The 24481-nt window shown below is 65.0% G+C and carries 22 protein-coding genes; 13 read left to right on the forward strand and 9 right to left on the reverse strand.

Going from position 1 to position 24481, the window contains the following annotated elements; translation table 11 throughout:
• Positions 1 to 2: 2 nt before the first annotated feature.
• A complete protein-coding gene (locus MIN45_RS05055; RefSeq protein ID WP_286293784.1) occupies positions 3 to 737 on the forward strand; it encodes an S-methyl-5'-thioinosine phosphorylase in 735 nt (244 codons plus the stop codon).
• A 3-nt stretch (positions 738 to 740) separates the two neighbouring features.
• On the opposite strand, the gene MIN45_RS05060 is transcribed toward MIN45_RS05055, so the two are convergent.
• The 4 genes from MIN45_RS05060 to MIN45_RS05075 all read right to left on the reverse strand — a co-directional run bounded on the left by MIN45_RS05060 (position 741) and on the right by MIN45_RS05075 (position 5771).
• Positions 741 to 1253, reverse strand: a complete 513-nt coding sequence (locus MIN45_RS05060; protein ID WP_286293785.1) for a CsiV family protein — start codon at positions 1251 to 1253, stop codon at positions 741 to 743.
• Positions 1254 to 1258: 5 nt separating this feature from the next.
• Positions 1259 to 1672 carry a hypothetical protein gene (locus tag MIN45_RS05065; protein WP_286293786.1) on the reverse strand — a complete coding sequence of 138 codons (414 nt, stop codon included), beginning with the start codon at positions 1670 to 1672 and terminating at the stop codon, positions 1259 to 1261.
• 61 nt (positions 1673 to 1733) lie between these two features.
• Positions 1734 to 5189 carry a transcription-repair coupling factor gene (gene mfd / locus MIN45_RS05070; protein WP_286293787.1) on the reverse strand — a complete coding sequence of 1152 codons (3456 nt, stop codon included), beginning with the start codon at positions 5187 to 5189 and terminating at the stop codon, positions 1734 to 1736.
• 84 nt (positions 5190 to 5273) lie between these two features.
• Positions 5274 to 5771: a hypothetical protein gene (locus MIN45_RS05075; RefSeq protein ID WP_286293788.1), complete on the reverse strand. Its 498-nt coding sequence runs from the start codon at positions 5769 to 5771 to the stop codon at positions 5274 to 5276.
• A gap of 77 nt (positions 5772 to 5848) precedes the next feature.
• On the opposite strand from MIN45_RS05075, the gene MIN45_RS05080 reads away from it, so the two are divergent.
• On the forward strand, positions 5849 to 6196 hold the full coding sequence (locus MIN45_RS05080) for an H-NS histone family protein (protein WP_286293789.1): 348 nt from the start codon (positions 5849 to 5851) through the stop codon (positions 6194 to 6196).
• A 6-nt stretch (positions 6197 to 6202) separates the two neighbouring features.
• On the opposite strand, the gene MIN45_RS05085 is transcribed toward MIN45_RS05080, so the two are convergent.
• The 4 genes from MIN45_RS05085 to MIN45_RS05100 all read right to left on the reverse strand — a co-directional run bounded on the left by MIN45_RS05085 (position 6203) and on the right by MIN45_RS05100 (position 10823).
• Entirely contained in the window at positions 6203 to 7090 is an 888-nt protein-coding gene (locus tag MIN45_RS05085) for a carbon-nitrogen hydrolase (RefSeq protein ID WP_286293790.1), read from the reverse strand.
• On the reverse strand, positions 7083 to 8126 hold the full coding sequence (locus MIN45_RS05090) for an agmatine deiminase family protein (protein WP_286293791.1): 1044 nt from the start codon (positions 8124 to 8126) through the stop codon (positions 7083 to 7085). Before MIN45_RS05090 ends, MIN45_RS05085 begins: the two co-directional genes overlap by 8 nt.
• Positions 8114 to 9781, reverse strand: coding sequence for a DNA repair protein RecN (recN, locus tag MIN45_RS05095; protein ID WP_286293793.1), 1668 nt, complete (start codon positions 9779 to 9781; stop codon positions 8114 to 8116). Before recN ends, MIN45_RS05090 begins: the two co-directional genes overlap by 13 nt.
• 169 nt (positions 9782 to 9950) lie before the next feature.
• Positions 9951 to 10823 (reverse strand): NAD(+) kinase, encoded by an 873-nt coding sequence (locus tag MIN45_RS05100; protein ID WP_286293794.1) that lies wholly within the window; start codon positions 10821 to 10823, stop codon positions 9951 to 9953.
• A gap of 104 nt (positions 10824 to 10927) precedes the next feature.
• Between MIN45_RS05100 and hrcA the strand changes: the two genes are divergently transcribed.
• From hrcA to hxlB, 7 genes are all read left to right on the forward strand, one after another.
• Complete coding sequence (hrcA, locus tag MIN45_RS05105) at positions 10928 to 11971, forward strand: heat-inducible transcriptional repressor HrcA (RefSeq protein WP_286293796.1); 1044 nt, start codon at positions 10928 to 10930, stop codon at positions 11969 to 11971.
• A gap of 38 nt (positions 11972 to 12009) precedes the next feature.
• The gene (gene grpE / locus MIN45_RS05110) at positions 12010 to 12591 is read left to right on the forward strand and encodes a nucleotide exchange factor GrpE (protein ID WP_286293797.1); all 582 of its coding nucleotides are present in this window, start codon (positions 12010 to 12012) and stop codon (positions 12589 to 12591) included.
• 73 nt (positions 12592 to 12664) lie between these two features.
• Entirely contained in the window at positions 12665 to 14614 is a 1950-nt protein-coding gene (dnaK, locus tag MIN45_RS05115) for a molecular chaperone DnaK (protein WP_286293798.1), read from the forward strand.
• A gap of 127 nt (positions 14615 to 14741) precedes the next feature.
• Complete coding sequence (gene dnaJ / locus MIN45_RS05120) at positions 14742 to 15902, forward strand: molecular chaperone DnaJ (protein WP_286294122.1); 1161 nt, start codon at positions 14742 to 14744, stop codon at positions 15900 to 15902.
• Positions 15899 to 16705 (forward strand): 4-hydroxy-tetrahydrodipicolinate reductase, encoded by an 807-nt coding sequence (gene dapB, locus MIN45_RS05125; RefSeq protein ID WP_286293799.1) that lies wholly within the window; start codon positions 15899 to 15901, stop codon positions 16703 to 16705. Before dnaJ ends, dapB begins: the two co-directional genes overlap by 4 nt.
• Positions 16706 to 16841: 136 nt before the next feature.
• Complete coding sequence (hxlA, locus tag MIN45_RS05130) at positions 16842 to 17498, forward strand: 3-hexulose-6-phosphate synthase (protein ID WP_286293801.1); 657 nt, start codon at positions 16842 to 16844, stop codon at positions 17496 to 17498.
• 2 nt (positions 17499 to 17500) lie between these two features.
• On the forward strand, positions 17501 to 18040 hold the full coding sequence (gene hxlB, locus MIN45_RS05135; RefSeq protein ID WP_286293803.1) for a 6-phospho-3-hexuloisomerase: 540 nt from the start codon (positions 17501 to 17503) through the stop codon (positions 18038 to 18040).
• A gap of 56 nt (positions 18041 to 18096) precedes the next feature.
• Here the strand turns inward: hxlB and MIN45_RS05140 are convergent, their stop codons facing one another.
• A complete protein-coding gene (locus MIN45_RS05140) occupies positions 18097 to 19026 on the reverse strand; it encodes an isoaspartyl peptidase/L-asparaginase family protein (protein WP_286293805.1) in 930 nt (309 codons plus the stop codon).
• A 73-nt stretch (positions 19027 to 19099) separates the two neighbouring features.
• Between MIN45_RS05140 and MIN45_RS05145 the strand changes: the two genes are divergently transcribed.
• The 4 genes from MIN45_RS05145 to greA all read left to right on the forward strand — a co-directional run bounded on the left by MIN45_RS05145 (position 19100) and on the right by greA (position 24467).
• Positions 19100 to 19348 (forward strand): hypothetical protein, encoded by a 249-nt coding sequence (locus MIN45_RS05145; RefSeq protein ID WP_286293807.1) that lies wholly within the window; start codon positions 19100 to 19102, stop codon positions 19346 to 19348.
• A gap of 292 nt (positions 19349 to 19640) precedes the next feature.
• Complete coding sequence (gene carA / locus MIN45_RS05150; protein WP_286293808.1) at positions 19641 to 20765, forward strand: glutamine-hydrolyzing carbamoyl-phosphate synthase small subunit; 1125 nt, start codon at positions 19641 to 19643, stop codon at positions 20763 to 20765.
• A 1-nt stretch (position 20766) separates the two neighbouring features.
• A complete protein-coding gene (gene carB, locus MIN45_RS05155; RefSeq protein WP_286293809.1) occupies positions 20767 to 23994 on the forward strand; it encodes a carbamoyl-phosphate synthase large subunit in 3228 nt (1075 codons plus the stop codon).
• Positions 23991 to 24467, forward strand: coding sequence for a transcription elongation factor GreA (gene greA, locus MIN45_RS05160; RefSeq protein WP_286293812.1), 477 nt, complete (start codon positions 23991 to 23993; stop codon positions 24465 to 24467). The genes carB and greA overlap by 4 nt, the downstream gene beginning before the upstream one ends.
• The last annotated feature ends 14 nt before the right edge of the window (positions 24468 to 24481 follow it).

The raw sequence follows: 24481 nt of genomic DNA on the forward strand, positions 1-24481 counted from the left end.
TCATGAAACTGGCGATCATCGGCGGCTCTGGCCTGGGCCGCATCGACGGGCTGCAGGAAAGCCGCCGCGAAGCCGTCACGACCCCCTACGGGGAACCCTCGGCGCCCTTGCGTTACGGAATTCTCGGCAATCTGGAGATCGTGTTTCTGCCGCGTCACGGCGAGGGCCACTCCCTGCCGCCTCACCGCATCAACTACCGCGCCAACATTGCCGCGCTCAAACAGGCCGGCGTCACCCACGTCATCGCCGTGGCCGCCGTCGGTGGCATCACCCAGGCGATGGTCCCTCAGGCCCTGGTGGTGCCGGACCAGATCATCGATTACACCTACGGTCGGGAGCACACCTTCTTCGACGGCCGGGACGGCAACGTCACCCACGTGGATTTCACCTATCCCTACAGCGATGCTCTGCGCTACGATCTGGTCGCCGCCGCCCGCTGTGCCGATATCGACGCCGTCGACGGCGGCTGTTACGGTTGCACCCAGGGCCCGCGCCTGGAAACTGCCGCCGAGATCGCCCGTATGGAACGGGACGGCTGTGACCTGGTGGGCATGACCGGCATGCCCGAGGCCGCCCTGGCGCGCGAAGCCGGGCTGGAATACGCCTGTCTCGCCGTGGTGGTCAACCGGGCCGCCGGCAAGGCCGAGGGCGTGGTGTCGATGGCGGAAATCGACGCCAATCTGGTGGCGGGAATGGAGAAGGTGCGGAAGGTGCTGGGGGTGTTGGTGGGGCTGTAGGTGTCAGGGCGACACCCGGATCAGTACCCCGAAGGCCGGGTGGTCCAGATAGTGGGTTTCGTTGAACTTGACCCGCCGTTTCTCCCGTAACGTATGCACGGTGCCATCCGGGGCCCGGTATTCCATGTCCACGATCACGTGCAGATATTCGCCCCGTTGCAGCCGCACCACGCCGTTGACGTTGGCGCCGTTGGTGACGTGATAGGGGGCGTTGATGCGGTTGGGCCAGGCGGGTTGACGCCAGGCCAGGTGCAGCAGGGGGGTGTAGCGGGTGGCGCGCCGCAGGCGGTCGTAGGCCGAGCGCAGCTCCGATTGATCGGGCGGGAGCGGATTGGGCTCGTGCAGGTCGCTGGGCCAGGGGATGGGTGGCTGGTCGCTGAGGTCTTCGTCGGTGTCGATGGGCTGGGAGAAGACCACCACCGCCACCTGATAGTGATTGGGGGCAGCGGCGGCGGTGAGGCTCACAAGCAGGAAGAGGCCGGCGAGGAACCAGCCTGGCGGGAGGATTCGGCGCATAGGCGTCAGGGAAGCTTGATGCCGCCTCCAGGCATGCCGCCGCCCGCACCGGGGAAACCGCCGCCCGGCATGTCGCCACCCGGCACCCCGCCCTTGGGGATGACCAGGGAGCTGGCCTGTTCCTGTTGCAGGCGGCGCAGTTCCTCCATGGTTTCCCGGATGCCCTTTTCGGCCGCCTCGCCGTATTTCTCCACCGCGTCTTTGAGGGTGTCCGCCTCGATCTCGAAGCTCAGCGGCAGGCTGCCCACCGGGGTCATGATGGTGGCCTGGCCGAGGAACATTTCCCTGCGGTTGGGATCGGTCATGCCCTCGGCGGTGACCGGGATCAGGCGCTTGATGGTGCCGGTCTTAAGGTCGGTGTAGGTTTCCTCCCGGTAGAGGTTGTCCGGGTTCATGCGGGCCTGGGATTCGTCTGCCATGTCTTTGTCCTGAAAAAGTTGTGCAAATTGTTTCTATCTTACCAGTTTCACCGTTCCGGATTCACGCGCTTTTCGGCGCCAGTTCTGCCAGGAGTTCGGTGACGAAGGCCAGGCGCCGGGCCGGTTCCTCCAGGTTTTCCTCAAAGCGCAGGGTCTGGGGGCCGTCGAGCCGGTAAGTTTGTGGCCGGGACTGGACCAGTCCCAGCAGCGCTTCCACGTCGATGCTGGGCTCTGCGGTGAATTGGATGCGGCCGCCTTTGGCGTTGGCGTCGATTTTGGTGACTCCTAAGCGTTCGGCCCGTTGCTTGAGCTCGGCGACGGTGAACAGGTTTTTGGCCGCCTGCGGCAGCAGGCCGAATCGGTCGATCATTTCCACCTGCAATGCTTCCAGCGCTTCGCCGGTTTCAGCGTTGGCGATGCGTTTGTACAGCACCAGGCGGGTGTGGACGTCGGGAACGTAGTCGTCGGGGATCAGGGCCGGGAGTTTCAGGTCCACCTCGACGTTGTCGGCTTCTTCCTCGAAGCTCAGTTCTCGGCCTTCCCTGAGGGCCTTGACCGCCTTTTCCAGCATTTCGGTGTAGAGGTTGAAGCCGATCTCCTGGATCTGGCCGCTCTGTTCGTCGCCGAGCAGCTCGCCGGCGCCGCGGATTTCCAGGTCGTGGGAGGAGATCAGGAAGCCGGCACCCAGGTCGCCGGAGGCCTGGATCGCCTCCAGGCGCTTGACGGCGTCCTTGGTCATCAGCTTCTTCGGCGGCACCAGCAGGTAGGCGTAGGCGCGGTGGTGGGAGCGGCCCACCCGCCCGCGCAGCTGGTGCAGTTGGGCCAGGCCGAACAGGTCGGCGCGATGGATGATGATGGTGTTGGCTGAGGGCACGTCGATGCCGCTCTCGATGATGGTGGTGCATAGCAGCACGTTGAAGCGCTGGTGGTAGAAGTCAAGCATGATCCGTTCCAGCTCGCGCTCGGGCATTTGGCCGTGGGCGATGCGGATGCGGGCCTCGGGCACCAGGCGCCCGATCTCCTCGGCGATGCGCGCCATGGATTCGATCTTGTTGTGGACGAAATAGACCTGGCCGCCGCGGCGGATCTCGCGCAGGATCGCCTCCTGCACCAGGCCGTCCACCCATTCGCTGACGAAGGTCTGGATCGGATGCCGCCCTTCCGGCGGGCTGGCGATGATGGAAATGTCCCTAAGACCCGACAGGGACATGTTGAGGGTACGGGGAATGGGGGTGGCGGTGAGAGTGAGCAGGTCCACTTCACTGCGCAGCTTTTTGAAGTGCTCCTTCTGGCGCACCCCGAAGCGCTGCTCCTCGTCTATGATGACCAGCCCCAGATTTTTGTATTTGACGCTTTTCTGCAGCAGTTTGTGGGTGCCGATGAGGATGTCCACCTTGCCGTCGGTCACGTCACGCAGGATCTGCTTCTGCTGCGTGGGGGTGACGAAACGCGACAGCGCCTCCACCCGCACCGGCCAGTCGGCGAAGCGGTCGCGGAAGTTTTGATAATGCTGCTGGGCCAGCAGCGTGGTGGGCACCAGCACCGCCACCTGTTTGCCGCTCTGGACCGCGACGAAGGCGGCGCGCATGGCCACCTCGGTCTTGCCGAAGCCGACGTCGCCGCACACCACCCGGTCCATGGGCCGGGGGGACTTGAGATCGGCGAGCACCGCCTCGATGGCGGCGCGCTGGTCCGGGGTTTCCTCGAAGGGGAACGCGGCGGCGAAGGCGCGGTAACCGGCCTCGTCCAGCTGATGGGCGAACCCCTGACGGGCGGCCCGCCGGGCGTGGATCTCCAGCAGTTCGGCGGCCACGTCGCGGACCCGCTCCTGGGCCTTTTTGCGGGCCTTTTTCCATTGTTCGCCGCCCAGCTTGTGCAGGGGGGCGTTTTCCACGTCGGCGCCGCTGTAACGGCTGATGAGGTGAAGGTTGGCCACCGGCACGTAGAGCTTGTCGCCGCCGGCGTATTCCAGGGTCAGAAATTCGGTTTCCACCCCGCCGGCCTCCAGCCGCTGCAGGCCCAGGTAACGGCCGACGCCGTGGTCGCGGTGGACCACCGGCGCGCCGACGGTCAGCTCGCTCAGATCGGCGATCAGGTTCTCGATGTCGCGGGCCGTATCGCGGCGGCGCTGGCGGGCGCGCTCCCCGTAGAGCCTGGCTTCGGGAATGACCGCCAGGGCCGGGTCCTCGCTCCACAGCCCTTGTTCCAGGGGGGCGAGGGTCAGGGCCAGGGGCGGGGTGCGGGCGAGGAAGTCAGCCCAGTCCGCGACGCTTTCCGGGCGCAGGCCGGATTGTTTCAGGATATCGAGCAGGGCTTCGCGGCGGCCGGGGCTTTCGGCGGTGAACAGCACCGGACCCTCGTGTTCGGCCAGAAACGCCTGCAGGCGGGTGGCCGGTTCCTTCTTCTGCGGTTCCAGGGCCACGTCCGGCAGCGGGGCGGTGGCGAAATCCACCTTGTCCACAGCCTCGGATTCGGGGAACAGGTCGATGCGGGGGTAGGTTTGGAAGCGGCGCCGCAAGTCCTCCGGCGGCAGGTAGAGGGTCTCCGGGGGCAGGGGCGGGCGGTCGAGGTCGCCGCGGCGCAGCTGATAGCGCTGTTCCACCTCGGTGAAGAATTCCGACGCTCTGGCCGGTGAAGCGGCCAGCACCAGGGTGGTGTCCTTCGGCAGATAGTCAAACAGGGTCGCCGTGGTTTCCAGAAACAGGGGCAGGTAAGCCTCGATGCCGGCGGGGAAGAAGCCGCTGCTGACGTCCTGGTACAGCGGATTGCCGGCGGGCAGGTCCGGAAAGGCGTTGCGGAAGGCGCGGCGGAAGCGCTTGACCGCCTCGCTGTCGGTGGGAAATTCCCGCGCCGGGAACAGCTCGAAGCGCTCGGTTCTGGCGATGGTGCGCTGGGTTTCCGGATCGAAGGTGCGGATGGACTCGATTTCGTCGTCGAACAGTTCGATCCGCAGCGGCGTGTCGCTGCCCATTGGGAACAGGTCGAGGATGGCGCCGCGGACGGCGAATTCCCCGTGCTGCTGCACCTGGGGGACGCACTGGTAGCCGGCTTGCTCCAGCCGTTCCCGCAGGGCCGCCAGATCGAGCCGCTCGCCGGTTTCGAGAGAGAGACTGCGGGCGAGGATGTGGTGCTGGGGGGCGAGGCGCTGCATCAGGGTGGCGATGGGGGTGACGAGCACCCCGTGCCGGGTCTTGGGCAGACGCACCAGGGTGCGCAGGCGTTCGGAGATGATCTCCGGAAGCGGGGAGAAGACGTCGTAGGGTAGGGTTTCCCAGTCCGGGAAATGCAGCACCGGCGCCCGCTCACCGAGGAAGAAGGCCAGCGCCTGCTCCAGGCGCTGGGCGCTGTGGCTGTCGGGGGTGACCACCAGGAACAGGGACGGATGGGCAGCGATCGCTCGGGCCAGCGCCAGCGCAGGGGCGGTGTCGTGAAGCCCGCGCCAATGAAGCGTGTGTCCGGGCGCGGTAGGCAGGGGCGGGTGTTGCCAGGAATGGAGGTTGCGGGTTTCTGCCGTCATGCGATTTCGAGAGGATGAAATTTCAGGATTGGACGTCGGGGAGTGCGATTATATCCACATCCCGTCATGGCGGTTGGACGGTGGTCAGCCCGAAGGACAGCCAGGACTGCATGCCGCCCCGGTACCACTTGATGCGCTCGGGGGAGATAACCGGCGGCGGGTGCCGAAATGACGTTCCACCAGAGGGGGCGGCTGCTGCTGGAACCGGGTCAGGGACAGATTGAGGGCGAGGGGCAGCGTGCCGCGTTCGCGCCAGAGCGGCAGGCGGACATCGAGGACGACGACGTCATCGCCGCCGGCGCGTATCGGCTGAATGTAATACGGCGGGCATGGCCATGAGGTTTTGTCGAAGGGGGGCGGGATGGTATGCGCCGGATCCTGGACTCTTTCGATGATGAAGGTTTTAGCCGCCGTTTTTATTCCGATGCGCTCGATGTTTTTGGTAAGCCCGACGCGAACGGCCTCGTTTTCCGTAGGTGTGGCCGCCAGAGAAACGCCGGAAAGTGAGAAGCCTGTGATTCCAAAAAAAAGCATGGGCCGCTTAACTTTGAAAAAGGTGCGTAGGGATTGCATGATGTTCATTTTTTGAAAGCAGGTTATAATTACCGGCGATGAAATCTTTAAATCATTCTTGAGGCAATCGATACATGGAAATGCCAGTGGAAAACATCGCGGAAAAACTCAAAGCGCTGTCTGCCGAGGAACTGCAGAAAATGATCGAAGAGGCGGAGAAAACCCTCGAGCAGAAACAACGGGAACAGCGCGAGGAAGTGAAGCGCAAAATTCGGGAGATGGCGGCTGCCGTAGGACTGGAGGTTTCCTTCCGGGTGAAGGGGAAAACCGAGGAAGCGCCGCGGGCTTCCCAGCGGAGAGGGAAGGTAGCTCCCAAATACCGCCATCCGGAAAATCCGGAATTGACCTGGAGCGGCCGGGGCCAGATGCCGCGCTGGTTGCGGGAGCTGGTGGATGCCGGCCACGACAAGGAAGCGTTCCGCATCCGCGACTGACCACGCTCAGTCATCCAGCCAGCGCCGGGCCAGGCCCTCGTAGGCGTCGATACGCCGGTCACGCAGATAGGGCCAGATCCGGCGTGTCTTTTCGGTGCGGGCAAGATCCACCCGGGCCGAAACGAGGGTTTCTTCGGTTTTGGCCCGGGCCAGATATTCCCCCTGAGGCCCGCAAATGAAACTGTGCCCCCAGAAATCGATGCCGGACGTCTGGCCGCTGGGATTCGGCTCCAGTCCGATGCGGTTGCAGCTGACCACCGGCAGGCCATTGGCCACCGCGTGGCTGCGCTGAATCAACCGCCAGGCTTCCAGCTGCCGGTGTTTCTCTTCTTCATCATCGCGTGGGTCCCAGCCGATGGCGGTGGGATAGATCAGAATGTCGGCGCCGGCCAGGGTCATCAGTCGCGCCGCCTCCGGATACCATTGATCCCAGCACACCAGTACGCCCAGTTTCCCCACTGAAGTCGGAATCGGTTTGAAACCGGTGTCGCCCGGCGTGAAATAGAATTTTTCGTGAAAGCCGGGGTCGTCTGGAATGTGCATTTTGCGGTATTTCCCGGCGATGTTCCCATCGCGCTCGAAGACCACGGCGGTATTGTGATAAAGCCCGGGCGCTCGTTTTTCGAACAGGGAAGCGACGATGACGATCTGCAATTCCGCCGCCAAGCGTCCCACGGTTTCGGTGCCAGGGCCGGGGATGGTTTCCGCCAGATCGAACCATTCCGGATTTTCGGTCTGGCAGAAATAGGGACCGTTGTGCAGTTCCGGCCAGATCACCAGATCGGCCTTTGCGGCGGCGGCTTTGCGGGTGGCGTCGCTCAGGCGGCGCAGATTCTCCTCGCGACTGCCGCAGCAGGCCTGCTGGACGGCGGCGATGCGGATCGTTTCAGGCATGATCGATTCCCAGGGCAAGCGGTTGCGGATAGTTCATGGTCATGCAGTGCAGACTGCCGTACTGCTGAATGAGGGCGCGGGCCGGGATGGGGATGATCTCCCGCTGCGGAAACAGCGCCTTCAGGCGGGAGACGGCTTCCTGGTCGGCCGGGTCGTCGTATTGTGGCACCAGCACCGCGCCGTCGATGATGAGGAAATTGGCGTAGGAGGCCGGCAGGCGGCGGTTTTCCCGGTTGTGAATCGGCTGCGGCAGCGGCAGGGGAATCAGCTCGTAGGGACGGCCGAAAGGGGTATGGAAGGTTCGCAGCTGGGCGGCCATGGCCTGCAGGGGTTCGTAGTGGAGATCGGCCGGATCGTCGCAGCCCTGATAGACGATGGTGTCGTGGTCGCAGAAGCGCGCCAGGGTATCGATGTGGCCGTCGGTGTCGTCGCCCTCCAGATGGCCGTGGTCGAGCCACAGAAACCGCCGCAGGCCCAGATGGGTGCGGAGCACGGCTTCGGCACGGCTTGGGTCGGGATTGCGGTTGGGATTCTGAATCGAGCTGCGGGTCGCCAGCAGGGTGCCGCGGCCGTCGGTTTCCACGCTGCCGCCCTCCAGCACCCAGCCGACGCGGCGGTAGGGGGCGGCGTCGAACACTCCCTGGCGGTAGAGCCGCTCCCCGAGGGCGTCGTCGAGACGGCTGGGATATTTGCCGCCCCAGCCGTTGAAGCGGAAGTCCGCCAGCGCCGGTTTCCCGTCGCGGAATACTGCCAGGGGAGCGGTGTCGCGCACCCAGACGTCCCGGTAGGGCGCCTGGACGAAGTGGACCCGCGCCCCGACCGGCTCGTCGCCCAGACGCTGGCGGATGTGGCGCTGGTGGAAGCCGTCCTCGCAGATGACGACCACGTCCTGATGGCGGCTGATGGCGACCACGGTGCGATGGTAGCTGTCCTCCACCTGTTCCAGCCAAGGGGCGAAATCCCCTTCCGGCGACGGCCAGGCGAGCAGGACGAAGCTTTGGGGCTCCCATTCGGCGGGCAGTCTCAGCGGTTCCACTGCAGCATCTCCTCGGCGTGGGCCAGGGTTTGGGGAGTAATTTCCAGGCCGCCGAGCATGCGGGCGATCTCCTCGCGGCGCTGTTTCCCGCGCAACAGGGTGACTTCGGTTTCGCTCCGGCCGCCACGCACCCGTTTGCGTACCTGCAGGTGGTGATGGGCCTGGGCCGCCACCTGGGGCAGATGGGTGACGCAGAGGATCTGGCGGTCACCGCCCAGCTCGCGCAGGCGGCGGCCGACGATCTGGGCCACTCCGCCACCGATGCCGGTATCCACCTCGTCGAACACCAGGGTCGGCACCGGGCGGGTTTCGTTGCAAGCCACCTGGATCGCCAGGCTCAGACGTGACAGTTCCCCGCCGGAGGCGACCTTGGCCAGCGGACGCGGCGGCAGCCCCGGATTGGTGGTGACCAGAAACGCGATCCAGTCCAGCCCTTCGGGACGGGGTTCGGCCTCCGGTTCGCTGCTCACATGGATGGAAAATTCCCCGTGGGGCATGCCCAGTTCCCGCATCAGCCCGGTGATCCGATCGCTCAACGCCGTGGCGTGACGCTGACGCCGGGCGCTCAGTTCCGCGGCCTTGCGGCGGTAGTCCTGCTCGAGGACCTGCAGTTGCGCCTCCAGTTCTGCGACCTGCTGCTCCTGGTGGGTGAGCGCGTGCAGTTCGGCGCGCATCGCCTCCAGGTGCGCCGGCAATTCCCCGGGTTTGACTTGGTGTTTGCGGGCCAGGTCGTGGAGCTGGCCGAGGCGGGCGTCGAGTTCGGCCAGCCGCTGCGGGTCGGCCTCCAGCCCGTCACGCTGCTGGCGCAGGCTGTGGCCGGCCTCGTCGAGCTGGATCTGGGCGCTGCGTAGCAGCTCCAGCGCTTCGCCCAGCTCCGGGGCCCATTGGCACAGGGTTTCCATCTCCCGCACCGCACGGTCCAACCGTTCCCCCACGGCGCCTTCGGCCTCGTAGAGTTCATAGACCTGCGCCTGCAAGGTGGTGAGGATACGGTCGAGGTTGGCCAGGCGGGTGTGTTCGGCCACCAGGGCCTCGTAATCCAGGTCTTCCACCTGGGCCGCTTCCAGTTCCTCGATCTGAAAGCGCAGGAAATCCTCCCGAAGAGCCTGGTCGCCGCTGCGCTGGCGCAGGGCCTGGAGACGGTCGTGGCAGGCTTTCCAGCGTCGGTAGCGTTCGGCGACCTCGGCGGCCAGGGCCTCGCTGCCGCCGTGACGGTCGAGAAGCCGGCGCTGGGCGCCGGGTTGGCACAGGCGCAGATGGGCGTGCTGGCCGTGGATTTCCACCAGGGTGTGTCCCAGCGCCTGGAGGGTCTGAAGGGTGACGGGCCGGTCGTTGACGTAGGCGCGGCTGCGGCCCTTGACCGCCAGGGTGCGGCGGATCAGGCAGGTGTCGCCGGCGGCCAGATCGTTGTCCTCGAGCCAGCGGGCCGCTTCCGGCGCCCGGGTCAGGTCGAATTCCAGTATCACTTCGGCACGTTCGGCGCCGCTGCGGACCCGGTCGGTATCGGCCTTCTCCCCCAGAGCCAGCCCCAGGGCGGTCAGGAGGATGGACTTGCCGGCGCCGGTTTCGCCGGTGAGGGCGGTGAAACCGGATTCCAGCTCCAGGTCCAGTTGCCGGACCACGGCGAGGTCGCGGATGCTCAGGGTGGTCAGCATGGGTGGGGCGTGTGTGTATCCAGGATAGTGGTGGCAGGCGGGCGGGGACCCGGTGGCGGAGACGCGGTGAACCCTTCCCTGGGCGCTCGATACTCGGCCATCCAGGCCGAGTACGCTCCGCCACCGGGTCCCCGCCCGCCTGTGGGTGCGTCTGGACGGAATCGCATCTTCAGCAGTTGCTCCAATGGAGTTTGACCCGCAGGATCTCGAAAAAGTCGTAGTCCAGCGGGTGGAGCAGGCGGAAGGGCTTTTCCGCCTTGCGGACGACGATGTGGTCGTCGATCAGTACCTCGGGGATGGAGACGGTGTCGCAGGTCACTTCCGCGCGCATGTCCTTGGCGGTGCCGAAGGCGATTTTCACTTCGCTGTCGCCGGCGATGACGATGGGACGGTTGGTGAGGGTATGGGGATTGATCGGCACCAGTTCGATGGCGTCCAGGGTCGGATACAGAATCGGGCCACCGCCGGAGAGGGCGTAGGCGGTGGAGCCGGTGGGGGTGGAGACGATCAGGCCGTCGGCGCGCTGAGCGTTGAGAAAGCGGCCGTTGATGTGAGTGAGGATCTCGATCATGTGGGGCGTGATCCAGCGGTGGACCACGACCTCGTTGACCGCCAGCTCCTCGTGGATCACCCGCCCGTCGCGCCGAATCTGTGCCTTGAGCATCAGACGCTCCTCGGTGAGGCAGTGGCCGCGGAGGATCTCCTCCAGGCGGGCGCTGACCTCGTCCGGGGAGATGTCCACCAGAAAACCGATCCGTCCCAGGTTGACGCCGATCACCGGGGTGTCGTGAACCGCCACCGCACGCACGGTGTTCAGCAGAGTGCCGTCGCCGCCGACGGCGATGACCACGTCGCAGCGCCGGCCCAGTTCTTCCAGCGGCAGGATGTCGCCGCCGCCAAGCATCTCCCCACTGACCGGATCGAGCAGCACGGTGAACCCGCGTCGCCGCAGTTCGTCATACAAACGGTGCACCGTCTCGCCGACCCGATCCACGTTGGGTTTGGCGCTGATGCCGATGATCCGGAACCGATAATCGCTCACTAACACAGAACCGCCATGAGGCAAACCAATTATATTAGGTCTTTCTTGACAGGGTATCCAGAGGTTGCTACTTTGTCAGCACTCGAAGAGGAGGAGTGCTAACCATGACCCAGTCCCTGGAATTGACCGACCGCGCCCAGCACCTGCTGAAGGTGCTGATCGAGCGCTACATCGAGGAAGGTCAGCCGGTGGGCTCGCGGGCCCTGGCCCGGGAAGCCGGGCTCAACCTGAGTCCGGCGACGGTCCGCAACGTCATGGCCGATCTCGAAGAAATGGGATTGGTGACCTCGCCGCACACTTCCGCCGGCCGGGTGCCGACCGTGAAAGGCTACCGACTGTTCGTCGATGCCCTGCTGACCGTACAGCCGCCGGAGCAGGCACTGATTCAGCGGCTGTGGGACGATTTCGAAGTTCTGGAAGATCCCCAGGAACTTTTGGAAACCGCTTCCCAGTTGCTGGCGCGCATCACCCGCATGGCCGGCCTGGTGACCCTGCCCCAACGGCAGCGGCTGGCCTTCCAGCACATCGAGTTTCTGCCCCTGTCCGGCGGACGGATCCTGGTGGTGCTGGTGACGGACGACCAGGAGATCCACAACCGTATCATCCGTCCCCAGGTTTCCCTGACGCCATCCCAGCTGCAGGAGGCGGCCAATTATCTCAACTCCCTGCTGCGGGGCCGGCGCCTGAGCGAAGTGCGCGAAACCCTGGTGGCGGAGATGCGGGCCGCCGGCGAACAACTGCGGCAGCTGATCGAGATGACGCAAACGCTGTTCAGCGGCGAAGCGATGGAAGAGGACTTCGTGCTCGCCGGTCAGACCAATCTGATGGAGTTCAACGAACTGGCCGAACGCGAGCGTTTGCGTTCCCTGTTCGAAGTGTTCGAGGAGAAACGCAACCTGATCCATCTGCTCGATCAGTGCATCCAGGCCGAGGGGGTGCAGATCTTCATCGGTGAGGAATCCGGCTACCGGCCGCTGGAATCGTGCAGTTTGGTGGCGCGTCACTACGACGTGGGCGAGCGGGCCCTCGGGGTCATCGGCGTCATCGGCCCGACGCGGATGCACTACGAGCGGGTGATCCCCCTGGTGGACGTGACCGCCAAACTGCTCGGTTCGGCCTTGAATCAGAAATTATCGGCCCCATCTTAAGTCCCGGTTCAGATTTTTGGCAATAGCGTGGAGTGACTATGAGCGAGGAGAAGAAAGAATCCCCCGAGGCGGTGGCTGAATCGGAAACCCCGGCGGAAGGCGGCGACGAGATCGCCGATGTCGAAACCCTGAAGCAGCAGCTCGCCGCGGCCGAACGCAAGGCCGAGGAAAACTGGGAGAAGCTGCTGCGTACCCAGGCCGAGCTGGAAAATCTGCGCAAGCGCATGGAGCGCGAGCTCGACAACGCGCGCAAGTACGCCATCGAGAAGTTCGCCAAGGAGCTGCTGGCGGTGGTGGACAGCCTGGAGCTGGGCTTGCAAGCGGCAGTGGAAACCGATGACGTGGAGAAGATCCGCGAAGGCATCGAGCTGACCCTCAAGCAGCTGCTGACGGTCTTCGACCGCTTCAACATCAAGGCCATCGATCCCACCGGCGAGAAGTTCAACCCCGATTTCCACCAGGCGATGGCCACCGAAGCGGTCAAGGGCGTGGAGCCCGACACCGTGGTCAAGGTGTTCCAGAAAGGTTACACCCTCAACGACCGCCTGATCCGCCCGGCGCTGGTGGTGGTGGCCAAGCCACCCGCCGAGGAGCCGCCGCGCATCGACGAGCAGGCTTGAAATCGACGGGGAAGGCCCCATTTAGTGAGGTAGCCGAAGAAAATCAGGTAATCAGACGAAGGAGAACGAAGCAATGGCAAAGATTCTGGGTATCGACCTGGGTACCACCAACTCATGCATGGCGATCCTCGAGGGCGGCAAGCCCCGGGTGATCGAGAACGCCGAAGGCACCCGCACCACCCCTTCCGTGGTCGCCTTCACCAAGGAAGGGGAGGAACTGGTCGGCCATCCGGCCAAGCGCCAGGCCATCACCAACCCGGAGAACACCCTGTTTGCGATCAAGCGTCTGATTGGGCGCAAGTTCGACGATCCGGTGGTGAAAAAAGACATCGACATGGTGCCCTACAAGATCGTCCCCGGTCCCAACGGGGATGCGTGGGTCGATGTGCCGGCGGTGGGCAAGAAGATGGCGCCGCCGGAGATTTCCGCCCGCGTGCTGCGCAAGCTGAAGCAGGACGCCGAGGCCTATCTGGGCGAGGAGATCAAGGAAGCGGTCATCACCGTACCGGCCTATTTCAACGACTCCCAGCGCCAGGCCACCAAGGACGCCGGCCGCATCGCCGGCCTGGATGTCAAGCGTATCATCAACGAGCCGACCGCCGCCGCCCTGGCCTTCGGCCTCGACAAGGAAAAGGGTGACCGCAAGATCGCCGTGTACGACCTCGGCGGGGGCACCTTCGACATCTCCATCATCGAGATGGCCGACGTGGAAGGCGAGCGCCAGTTCGAGGTGCTGGCCACCAACGGTGACACCTTCCTGGGTGGGGAGGATTTCGACAAGCGCATCATCGACTACCTGGTAGACGAATTCAAAAAGGACACCGGTATCGACCTGCGCAACGATCCGCTCGCCCTCCAGCGCCTCAAGGAAGCGGCGGAAAAGGCCAAGATCGAGCTGTCCTCGACCCAGCAGACCGAGATCAACCTGCCTTACATCACCGCCGACGCCACCGGGCCCAAGCACCTGAACGTAAAGCTGACCCGGGCCAAGCTGGAGGCGCTGACCGAGGATCTGATCGAAAAGACCCGCCAGCCCTGCGAACAGGCGCTGAAGGACGCCGGTCTGTCGGCTTCCGACATCGACGACGTGATCCTGGTGGGCGGTCAGACCCGGATGCCGAAGGTGCAGGAATTCGTCAAGCAGATCTTCGGCAAGGATCCACGCAAGGACGTCAACCCGGACGAAGCGGTGGCTTTGGGTGCAGCGATCCAGGCTGGAGTGCTGTCCGGTGACGTGAAGGACGTGCTGCTGCTCGACGTGATTCCGCTGTCGTTGGGGATCGAAACCCTCGGTGGGGTGATGACCAAGCTGATCGAGAAGAACACCACCATCCCGACCAAGGCGACCCAGATCTTCTCGACCGCCGAGGACAACCAGACCGCGGTGACGGTGCACGTGCTCCAGGGTGAGCGCGAAATGGCCAAGGACAACAAGTCCTTAGGCAAGTTCGACCTCACCGACATTCCGCCGGCGCCGCGCGGGGTGCCGCAGATCGAGGTGACCTTCGACGTGGACGCCAACGGTATCCTCCACGTCTCGGCCAAGGACAAGGCCACCGGCAAGGAGCAGTCCATCGTCATCCGCGCCTCCAGCGGTCTGACCGAAGAGGAAATCCAGCGGATGATCCGCGACGCCGAGGAGCATGCGGAGGAAGACCGCAGGTTCAAGGAGCTGGTGACCGCGCGCAACGAGGCCGACGCTCTGATCCACGCCACCAGAAAGAGCCTGGAGGAACTGGGCGACAAGGTGGCCGCCGGCGACAAGGAGCGGATCGAAGCGGTCATCAAGGAACTGGAAGCGCTGGTCAAGGGCGACGACAAGGACGCCATCGAAGCCAAGACCCGCCAGTTGGCGGAACTGGCCGGCAAGATCGCCCAGCAGGCCTACGGTGCGGGCGGTGCGGCCGGTGCCGGTGGGGCTGCCGGCGGTGCCGGTCCCGAGGCCGGAGCAGGTGCGCAGGCCGGTGGCGAGGACGTGGTCGACGCCGAGTTCGAGGAAGTCAAGGACGACGATAAGAAATAAACCGTCGCTCGAACTTGCGCTAAGCTTTAAGGCATATGCAATGCCGCCGGCCCGTCTTGGGCCGGCGGCTTGTTGCGTTTAAGTGGAAACCGAACGGCCTTCTGGTGAACGAGCCAGGAGAGGAAGCATCATGGCAGAAGATTATTACGTCATTCTCGGGGTGTCCCGCAACGCCAGCGAGGCGGAGATCAAACGCGCCTTCCGCAAGCTGGCGATGAAGTACCATCCGGACCGCAACCGCGACAATCCGGAGGCCGAGGAGAAGTTCAAGCAGATCAAGGAGGCTTACGACGTCCTCAGCGATCCCCAGAAGCGGGCCGCCTACGACCAGTTCGGCCATGCCGGCGTCCACGGCGGGGCCGGCGGCGCAGGTCCGGGGGGCTTCAATGCCGAGACCTTCAGCGACATCTTCGGCGAGGTGTTCGAGGATCTGTTCGGCATGGGCGGCCGGAGCCGCGGGAGCCGCAACCGGCCGCGGCGCGGCACCGACCTGCGCTACAACCTGGAGATCACCCTGGAAGAGGCGGTGGCGGGCACCGAGGTGGAAATCCGGGTGCCGACCTTGGTGGTGTGCGACGAGTGCGGCGGCAGCGGCGCCCGTCCCGGCAGCGCGCCGGTTCCCTGTTCCCTGTGCCACGGGCACGGGGTGGTGCGGATGCAGCAGGGTTTCTTCTCGGTGCAGCAGACCTGTCCCCAATGCCAGGGCACGGGGCAGGAGATCCGCAGTCCCTGTCCGGCCTGCCGGGGCCAAGGCCGGGTGCAGAAGACCAAGACCCTGATGGTCACGATCCCGCCCGGGGTCGATACCGGCGACCGCATCCGCCTGGCAGGAGAAGGGGAGGCAGGCGAGAGCGGCGGCCCGCCGGGGGATCTGTACGTGCAGATCCACGTCAAGCCCCATCCGATCTTCACCCGTGAAGGCAGCGATCTCCACTGCGAGGTGCCGATCAGCTTCACCACCGCCGCCCTGGGCGGTGAGCTGGAAGTGCCGACCCTCGACGGCAAGGTGATGCTCAAGATCCCGGCGGAAACCCAGACCGGCACCCTGTTCCGCCTGCGCGGCAAGGGCGTCAAGCCGGTCCGCGGCGGTCCCCGGGGAGATCTGATCTGCCGGGTGCGGGTCGAGACGCCGGTGAACCTCAACCGGGAGCAGATCGAGCTGCTGAGGCAGTTGGACGCTTCCCTCAAGGGCGGCGGCAGCCGTCACAGCCCCCAGGAGCACGGTTGGTTCGACGGCGTCAAGCAGTTCTTCGAAAAACTGACCGGAAAGGAAAAGGAGCACGAATGACGATTCGAGTCGCCATCCCCGGCGCCGGCGGGCGCATGGGCAAGACCCTGGTGCAGGCCGTGGCCGCGGCCGACGACATGACCCTGGCGGTCGCCACCGCCCGGCCCGGTTCGCCCGACATCGGCAAAGACGCCGGGGAACTGGCGGGCGTCGGCCGTCTGGGGGTACCCCTGAAAGCGGCCATCGGCCCGGAAGACGAGTTCGACGTTCTCATCGACTTCACCCTGCCGCAAGCCTGTGCTCAGTTCGTGGAATTGTGCCGCCACCGCGGCAAGCGCCTGGTCATCGGCACCACCGGCCTGGGCGATGCGGACAAAGAACTGATCGAACAAGCGGCGGAAACCATACCCGTCGTCCTGGCTCCCAACATGAGCGTGGGGGTGAACCTGGCCCTCAAGCTGCTGGATCTGGCCGCGCGGGTGCTGGGGGACGAGGTGGACGTGGAGATCGTCGAAGCCCATCACCGCAACAAGGTGGACGCCCCCTCCGGCACAGCCCTGCGCATGGGCGAGGTGGTGGCCGCGGCCTTGGGAAGGGATCTGGCCCGGTGCGCCGTCTATGGCCGTCAGGGTCACACCGGGCCCCGCGACCGTAACACCATCGGCTTTGCCACCCTCCGCGCCGGTGACATCGTCGGTGAGCACACGGTGATGTTCGCAGGAGAAGGGGAGCGGTTGGAGATCACCCACAAGGCTTCGAGCCGGATGACCTTCGCCCGGGGGGCGCTGCGGGCCGCGCGCTGGCTGATGGGCCAGGCCCCCGGCCTGTACGACATGCAGGACGTCCTCGGGCTCAAAGATTGACGCCCCGGCTTTTCTCCGATAAAGTGCTGCCTTCCAAATGGCTCATTATCGCCTGTGATCGCGATAACGGACGCGAGCGTCCGGGTCATTGAGTTTTTGGGCATAAACACAAAACAACTTGAAGTGGAGCAATATCATGGCGAAAAAAGTAATGATTCAAGTCGCGCTGGATACTCTGGATCCGCAGGTGACTCTGGATCTGGCGGCGAAAACCGCTCCTTACATCGACATCATCGAAATCGGCACCCCGTGCGTGAAGTACAACGGCATTTCCCTGGTCAAGGAAATGAAGGCCAAGTTCCCGGATCGCAAGGTTCTGGCCGACCTGAAGACCATGGACGCCGGTGAATACGAAGCCCGTCCGTTCTTCGAAGCCGGCGCCGACATCACCACCGTGCTGGGTGTCGCCGAGCTGGCCACCGTCAAGGGCGTGATCAAGGCCGCCCACGACAACAACGGTTGGGCCCAGGTGGACATGATCTGCGTGCCGGACATCGTCGCCACCGCCAAGGCAGCCGCCGAAGCTGGCGCTGACATCCTGGGCGTGCATACCGGTCTGGATCAGCAGGCTGCAGGTCAAACCCCGTTCGCCGATCTGGGCAAGCTGACCGCACTGGGTCTGAACGTGATGATCTCCTGCGCCGGCGGCATCAAGCCGGAAACCGTCGCGGACGTGGTCAAAGCCGGCGCCGACATCGTGGTCGTCGGTGGCGCCATCTACGGTGCGGACGATCCCGCAGCCGCCGCCAAGCAGATGCGCGAACTGGTCGACAAGGCTGCCGCTGAGGTCTGAGAATGAACCCTCATCGCAAACTGGTACTGGACAAGATCACCGAGATCCTGTCCGTCACGCCAGACGAATACGAAGACCGTCTGACTGCGATGGTCGATGCGGCCGAGCAGGTATTCGTCGGCGGGATGGGTCGCAGCGGGCTGGTTACCAAGTTCTTCGTCATGCGCCTGATGCACGCTGGCTACAAGGCCTTCGTGCTCGGTGAGACGGTGACCCCGGCCATCCGCAAGGGTGATCTGTTCATCGTCATTTCCGGTTCCGGTGAGACCGGTTCGATGATCACCAACGCCAAGAAGGCCAAGGAAGTCGGCGCCAAGGTGGTGCTGATCACGGCCAAGAGCAGCTCGACTCTGGCCGAGATTGCGGACGAAGTGTTGCAGATCGGCACCGACGAGTCCTACGCCAAGGTCAAGGGACTGCCCATGGGCACCATGTTCGAGCTCTCCACCCTGATCTTCCTGGAAGCCATGGTTTCTCACATCATCCACGAGAAGGGCATTCCGGAAGAGAAAATGCGCGAGCGTCACGCCAACCTGGAGTGATTTGCGCACGGGCAGCAATCGCTGCGAAGGCAGGCATCTTCGGATGCCTGCCTTTTTTAATGGCCGTAGAGGAACACCTGGGGGTTTTCCTCGGCGCGGATGTAGCCGCGGTACATGCCCTCGGTATTGAAAGGCATGGCGATGTGGCCGTCGCGGTCGAGGGCGATGAGACCGCCCTCGCCACCGAGGCGGGCGACCTCCGCCAGCGCCGCCTTTGTGGCCTGGGCCAGTGATTGGCCGGTGTGATGCAGCCGGGCCGAGATGGCATGGCCGGTGACGGTGCGGATGAAGTACTCCCCCTGGCCGGTGGCCGACACCGCCACCCGCTCGTCGGCATAGGTGCCGGCCCCGATGAGGGCGGAGTCTCCCACGCGGCGGTAGCGTTTGCCGGCGATGCCGCCGGTGGAGGTGGCGGCGGCCAGACGGCCGTGGCGGTCGAGAGCGACCGCGCCGACGGTGTCGTAGGCCCGCTGCCACTGGCGGTAGCGGCGTTCGGTGACGAAGTATGCCGGTGGTTCGATGGCCAGTCCCTGATCGGCGGCGAAATGCTCGGCACCGTCCGCCACCAGCAGCACGTAGGGGGAGGCGATCATCACCCGCCAGGCGGCGACGACGGGATTTCTGATCGTTCGCACCGCCGCCACCGCACCGGCCCGACGGCTGACGCCGTCCATCACCGCCGCGTCCATTTCCGCCACTCCCTCGGCGTTGAGGACCGCCCCCCTGCCGGCATTGAACAGGGGGGAATCCTCCATCGCCTGCACGGCGGCCACCACCGCCTCCACGGCGGTGCCGCCGCTCTCGAGAATGGCCAGGCCCCGTTCCAGAGCTTCGCTAAGGACGTCGCGATAGGCGCGTTCGACCTCGGGGCTCATCTCGCCGGCGACGATACGGCCGGCGCCTCCGTGAACGACCAGCGTGACCGGCGAAGATGCGGGTTGACAGGCGCTCAGCATCAGTATGACCAGGGCAAGAATCGGTTGCATCGGCAGGTATCCGTGATGACGGCGACGATGATATGCTGAAAGGCCGTTCCACTGTCAACCGTTCCAGAGTTTCATGAGTCCGAAAAACCGCTACCAACTCGTCGTGCTGGCCCCTTTGGGGGTGTTCGTCGCCACCCTGCCGGTCAACCTGGCCCTGCATCAGCCCCTCATCACCTTCATTCCCACCCTGGCGACCCTGTTCTGGTCCTCGCGTCAACTCGAGGCCATCCGTTGTCCCCAGTGCGACACCCCGGTGCGCAAGGGACGCTTCTTCCTGTTCGGCCTTGACCGTTGCAAGCACTGCGGTGCCGGTCTGAATTAGGACCACGTCATCTATTCGGGCCGGGGCAGATGGTCCGCTTCGAAAAACGCCGTGAATACTTCCCTGTAGGCTCCACGCCGGCTTCCCTGCCGGTGAGGCTTTCGAAGCGGACCACCTGCCTCTCCAAGCAAGGCTTTACGCATTTAGGTAATGTGGCCCTGCGGTCTGAACCGAGCGCATGGAAATTGCCGTCCCGATGGCCTAAAATGAATCCGGTTTCAGATCAACGAATTCCGAGGACGGGATGACCTTGAGCGGCATCCCGTTTTGTTTGCCCGCAGCGGGAGGCGAAGTGAGTACGACTGCGATTCTGGCGCTGGAAGACGGCACCCTGCTTCGGGGTGTTTCCATCGGGGCATCGGGCTGCAGCGTGGGGGAGGTGGTGTTCAACACCGCCATGACCGGCTATCAGGAGATCCTGACCGATCCCTCCTACGCCCGTCAGCTGGTGACCCTGACCTATCCCCACATCGGCAACACCGGGGTCAATCCTGAGGACGTGGAGTCGGCCGCCATCCATGCCGCCGGTCTCATCGTCCGCAACGTACCCGGCCGGGCCAGTAACTGGCGCATGACCGAAACCCTGCCCGAATATCTCCGGCGTCACGGGGTGGTGGGCATCGCCGGCATCGACACCCGCAAACTGACCCGGATCCTGCGCGACAAGGGCGCCCAGCGCGGCTGCCTGTGGGCCGGGGACGACATCGACGAGGCCGCCGCCGTGGCCCGGGCGCGGGATTTCCCCGGCCTCAAGGGTATGGACCTGGCCCGGGAGGTCACCTGCGATGCCCCTTATCCTTGGGAGCAGACCCCTTGGATGCTGGGGCGGGGCTACGGCGTCCGTGAGGAAAGCCGCTACCGGGTGGTGGTCTACGATTTCGGCGTCAAGTTCAACATTCTGCGCCTGCTGGCGGCGCGTGGTTGCGAGGTGACCGTGGTGCCCGCCACCACTCCGGCGGCCGAGGTGCTGGCCAGACACCCGGACGGGGTGATGCTGTCCAACGGCCCCGGCGATCCGGAACCCTGTCGCTACGCCATCGAAGCGATTCGTGAGCTGCTCGACGCCGGCGTGCCCCTCTTCGGCATCTGTCTCGGGCACCAGCTTCTGGCGCTGGCCTGCGGGGCGCGGACGGTGAAGATGAAATTCGGCCACCACGGCGCCAACCATCCGGTGCAGGATCTGGAGACCGGTCAGGTGCTCATCACCAGTCAGAACCACGGTTTCGCCGTGGACGAGGATAGCCTGCCGGTCCATCTTCGGCCCACCCACCGTTCCCTGTTCGACGGCACCCTGCAGGGCGTCGCCCACACCGAGAGGCCGGCCTTCGGCTTCCAGGGCCATCCGGAGGCCAGCCCCGGCCCCCATGACGTGGAGGCCCTGTTCGACCGTTTCATCGACCTGATGGCAGCCAGCTGACATGCCCAAAAGAGACGACATCCAATCCATTCTCCTCATCGGGGCCGGGCCGATCGTCATCGGCCAGGCGTGCGAGTTCGACTATTCCGGCACCCAGGCCTGCAAGGCCCTGCGCGAGGAGGGCTACCGGGTCATCCTGGTCAATTCCAACCCGGCCACCATCATGACCGACCCGGACACCGCCGACCGCGTCTACATCGAGCCGGTGGACTGGCCCACCGTGGCGCGCATCATCGACCAGGAGCGCCCCGACGCCCTGCTGCCCACCATGGGCGGTCAGACGGCCCTCAACTGCGCCCTCGACCTGGAGCGGGAGGGAGTGTTGGAACGCTACGGAGTGGAATTGATCGGCGCCTCACGGCAGGCCATCGAAAAGGCTGAGGATCGCGACCTGTTCCGCCAGGCCATGCGCCGCATCGGTCTCGACGTGCCCAAAAGCGGCGTCGCCCACACCATGGAGGAAGCCTTCGCCGTCCTTGAGGACATCGGTTTTCCCGCCATCATCCGCCCGTCCTTCACCCTCGGCGGCAGCGGCGGCGGTATCGCCTACAACCGTGAGGAGTTCGTGGAGATCTGCGAGCGCGGCCTGGAGCTGTCGCCGGTGAGCGAGCTGCTCATCGAGGAATCCATCCTCGGTTGGAAGGAATTCGAGATGGAGGTGGTGCGTGACCGCAAGGACAACTGCATCATCGTCTGCTCCATCGAGAATCTCGACCCCATGGGGGTCCACACCGGCGATTCCATCACCGTGGCCCCGGCCCAGACGCTCACCGACAAGGAATACCAGATCATGCGCGATGCCTCCATCGCGGTGCTGCGCGAGATCGGCGTCGATACCGGCGGCTCCAACGTCCAGTTCGCGGTCAATCCCGAGGATGGCCGCTTGGTGGTGATCGAGATGAATCCGCGCGTTTCCCGCTCCTCGGCCCTGGCCTCCAAAGCCACCGGTTTCCCCATCGCCCGGGTGGCAGCCAAGCTGGCCGTCGGTTACACCCTCGACGAGCTACGCAACGAGATCACCGGCGGGGCCATCCCGGCCTCCTTCGAGCCCAGCATCGACTACGTGGTCACCAAGGTGCCGCGGTTCGCCTTCGAGAAGTTTCCCGATGCCGACGACCGGCTCACCACCCAGATGAAATCGGTGGGCGAGGTGATGGCCATCGGCCGCACCTTCCAGGAATCGCTGCAGAAGGCCCTGCGGGGGCTGGAGATCGGCGTCGACGGCCTGACCGAGAAGCTCGACCTCCAGGCCGAGGATGCCCGCGACCGCCTGGTGCGCGAGCTGCGCAGCCCCGGCTCCGACCGCCTCTGGTACGTGGCCGACGCCTTCCGTTTCGGCATGTCCCTGGACGAGATTTACGAACACAGCCGCATCGATCCCTGGTTCCTGGCCCAGATCGAAGAAATCGTCGCCGCCGAGCAAAGTCTCAGGAAACGCACCCTGGCCACCCTGAGTCCAGAGGAGCTGCGGGCCTTCAAGCGCATGGGATTCGCCGACTCGCGCCTGGCGGCCCTGCTCGACAGCTCCGAGCTGGAGGTGCGCACCGCGCGCCACAAACACGGTATCCGTCCGGTGTACAAGCGCATCGACTCCTGCGCCGCCGAGTTCGCCTCGAGCACCGCCTACCTTTATTCCACTTACGAGGACGAATGCGAAGCCGAGCCCACGGCCAGGCGCAAGATCATGATCCTCGGCGGCGGCCCCAACCGCATCGGCCAGGGGATCGAGTTCGACTACTGCTGTGTCCACGCCGCCTTCGCCCTCAAGGAAGACGGTTTCGAGACCATCATGGTCAACTGCAATCCGGAAACCGTCTCCACCGACTTCGACACCTCCGACCGCCTCTACTTCGAGCCGCTGACCCTGGAGGACGTGCTCGAGCTGATCCACGTGGAACGGCCGGAGGGGGTGATCGTCCAGTATGGTGGCCAGACCCCGCTGAAGCTGGCGCGCGATCTGGAGGCGGCCGGGGCGCCGATCATCGGCACCTCGCCCGACGCCATCGACCTGGCCGAGGACCGCGAGCGCTTCCAGAAACTGGTGGAGCGCCTGGGGTTGAAACAGCCGGACAACCGCACCGTCCGCTCCCTGGAAGAGGCGGTGCTGAGCGCCCGGGAACTCGGTTATCCCCTGGTGGTCAGACCGTCTTACGTTCTCGGCGGGCGGGCGATGGAGATCGTCTTCAACGAGGAGGAGCTGCGGCGTTACATGGTGGAGGCCGTGAGCGTCTCCAATCAGTCGCCGGTGCTTCTCGACCGTTTCCTCGACGACGCCGTGGAAGTGGACGTGGATGCGGTGTGCGACGGCGAAACCGTGTGGATCGGCGCCATCATGGAACATATCGAACAGGCGGGGATCCACTCCGGCGACTCGGCCTGCTCGATTCCCCCCTACGAGCTCGACGCCGGGCTGCAGCAGCGCCTGCGCGAGCAGATGCGCCGGCTCGGCGAGGCTTTGGGGGTGGTGGGTCTGATGAACACCCAGTTCGCCATCAAGGACCAGGACATCTACATCCTCGAGGTCAATCCCCGGGCCTCGCGCACCGTGCCCTACGTTTCCAAAGCCATCGGCCTGCCGCTGGCGAAGATCGCCGCCCGCTGCATGACCGGCCGCACCCTGGCGCGGCAGGGGATCGCACAGGAGCGGGTGCCGCCCTATTTCGCGGTCAAGGAGGCGGTGTTCCCGTTCATCAAGTTCCCCGGCGTCGATCCGCTGCTGGGGCCGGAGATGAAGTCCACCGGCGAGGTCATGGGGGTGGGGCTGAGCTTCGGTGAGGCTTACGCCAAGGCCCAGCAGGCGGCCGGTTCCCGGCTGGTGCGCGGCGGGCGGGTGCTGATGAGCGTGCGCGAACGGGACAAGCAGCGTCTGGCGCCCATCGCCCGCAGCTTGCTGGAGAAGGGCTTCGAATTGGTGGCCACCCGCGGCACCGCCAGGGTGCTCAAGGAGGCCGGGCTTCCCTGCGAGGTGGTCAACAAGGTCCGCGAGGGCCGGCCCCACATCGTCGATCTGATCAAGAACGGGGAAGTGCAGCTCATCATCAACACCACCGAGGGCAAGAAGGCTATCGCCGATTCCTTCCTGATCCGCCGCGAGGCCCTCCAGCACCAGGTGACCTACACCACCACCCTGGCAGGGGCCTACGCCATCGCCCTGGCGCTGGACGCCCTCGACACCGGGCGGGTCTATTGCCTGCACGATTTGCACCGACAACTGGAGGAAAGCCCATGAACAAAGTGCCCTTGACCGTCCGCGGGGCGGAGAAGCTCAAACAGGAGCTTCACGAGCTCAAGACCGTCAAGCGTCCGCAGGTGATCGCGGCGATCGCCGAAGCGCGGGCCCACGGCGACCTGAAGGAAAACGCCGAATACCACGCCGCCCGCGAGCAGCAGAGCTTCATCGAGGGGCGGATCCGCGAGATCGAGGCCAAGCTCGCCAACGCCCAGATCATCGACGTGACCCAGATCAATGCCGACGGCAAGGTGGTGTTCGGTGCCACCGTCGAGCTGGAGGATCTGGAGACCGGCGATACCGTCACCTACCAGATCGTCGGCGACGACGAGGCCGACATCAAACAGGGTCTGATTTCCATCTCCTCGCCCATCGCCCGCGCCCTGATCGGCAAGGAAGTCGAGGATGTGGTGGAAGTCAAGACGCCCAAAGGCATCCGCGAGTACGAAGTCCTTTCCGTCCGCTACGAATGACCCCAGCTGCGGCA

The sequence above is a fragment of the Methylomarinovum tepidoasis genome, assembly GCF_030294985.1.
GTDB lineage: Bacteria > Pseudomonadota > Gammaproteobacteria > Methylococcales > Methylothermaceae > Methylohalobius > Methylohalobius tepidoasis.

Coding starts and splice junctions, on each gene's coding strand:
- hrcA (WP_286293796.1), top strand. CDS start 10,928: ATGACCCAGTCCCTGGAATTGACCGACCGCGCCCAGCACCTGCTGAAG.
- MIN45_RS05140 (WP_286293805.1), bottom strand. CDS start 19,026: ATGCAACCGATTCTTGCCCTGGTCATACTGATGCTGAGCGCCTGTCAA.
- MIN45_RS05060 (WP_286293785.1), bottom strand. CDS start 1,253: ATGCGCCGAATCCTCCCGCCAGGCTGGTTCCTCGCCGGCCTCTTCCTG.
- hxlB (WP_286293803.1), top strand. CDS start 17,501: ATGAACCCTCATCGCAAACTGGTACTGGACAAGATCACCGAGATCCTG.
- dnaK (WP_286293798.1), top strand. CDS start 12,665: ATGGCAAAGATTCTGGGTATCGACCTGGGTACCACCAACTCATGCATG.
- MIN45_RS05055 (WP_286293784.1), top strand. CDS start 3: ATGAAACTGGCGATCATCGGCGGCTCTGGCCTGGGCCGCATCGACGGG.
- recN (WP_286293793.1), bottom strand. CDS start 9,781: ATGCTGACCACCCTGAGCATCCGCGACCTCGCCGTGGTCCGGCAACTG.
- carB (WP_286293809.1), top strand. CDS start 20,767: ATGCCCAAAAGAGACGACATCCAATCCATTCTCCTCATCGGGGCCGGG.
- grpE (WP_286293797.1), top strand. CDS start 12,010: ATGAGCGAGGAGAAGAAAGAATCCCCCGAGGCGGTGGCTGAATCGGAA.
- MIN45_RS05075 (WP_286293788.1), bottom strand. CDS start 5,771: ATGAACATCATGCAATCCCTACGCACCTTTTTCAAAGTTAAGCGGCCC.
- MIN45_RS05145 (WP_286293807.1), top strand. CDS start 19,100: ATGAGTCCGAAAAACCGCTACCAACTCGTCGTGCTGGCCCCTTTGGGG.
- MIN45_RS05065 (WP_286293786.1), bottom strand. CDS start 1,672: ATGGCAGACGAATCCCAGGCCCGCATGAACCCGGACAACCTCTACCGG.
- greA (WP_286293812.1), top strand. CDS start 23,991: ATGAACAAAGTGCCCTTGACCGTCCGCGGGGCGGAGAAGCTCAAACAG.
- hxlA (WP_286293801.1), top strand. CDS start 16,842: ATGGCGAAAAAAGTAATGATTCAAGTCGCGCTGGATACTCTGGATCCG.
- mfd (WP_286293787.1), bottom strand. CDS start 5,189: ATGACGGCAGAAACCCGCAACCTCCATTCCTGGCAACACCCGCCCCTG.
- dapB (WP_286293799.1), top strand. CDS start 15,899: ATGACGATTCGAGTCGCCATCCCCGGCGCCGGCGGGCGCATGGGCAAG.
- MIN45_RS05085 (WP_286293790.1), bottom strand. CDS start 7,090: ATGCCTGAAACGATCCGCATCGCCGCCGTCCAGCAGGCCTGCTGCGGC.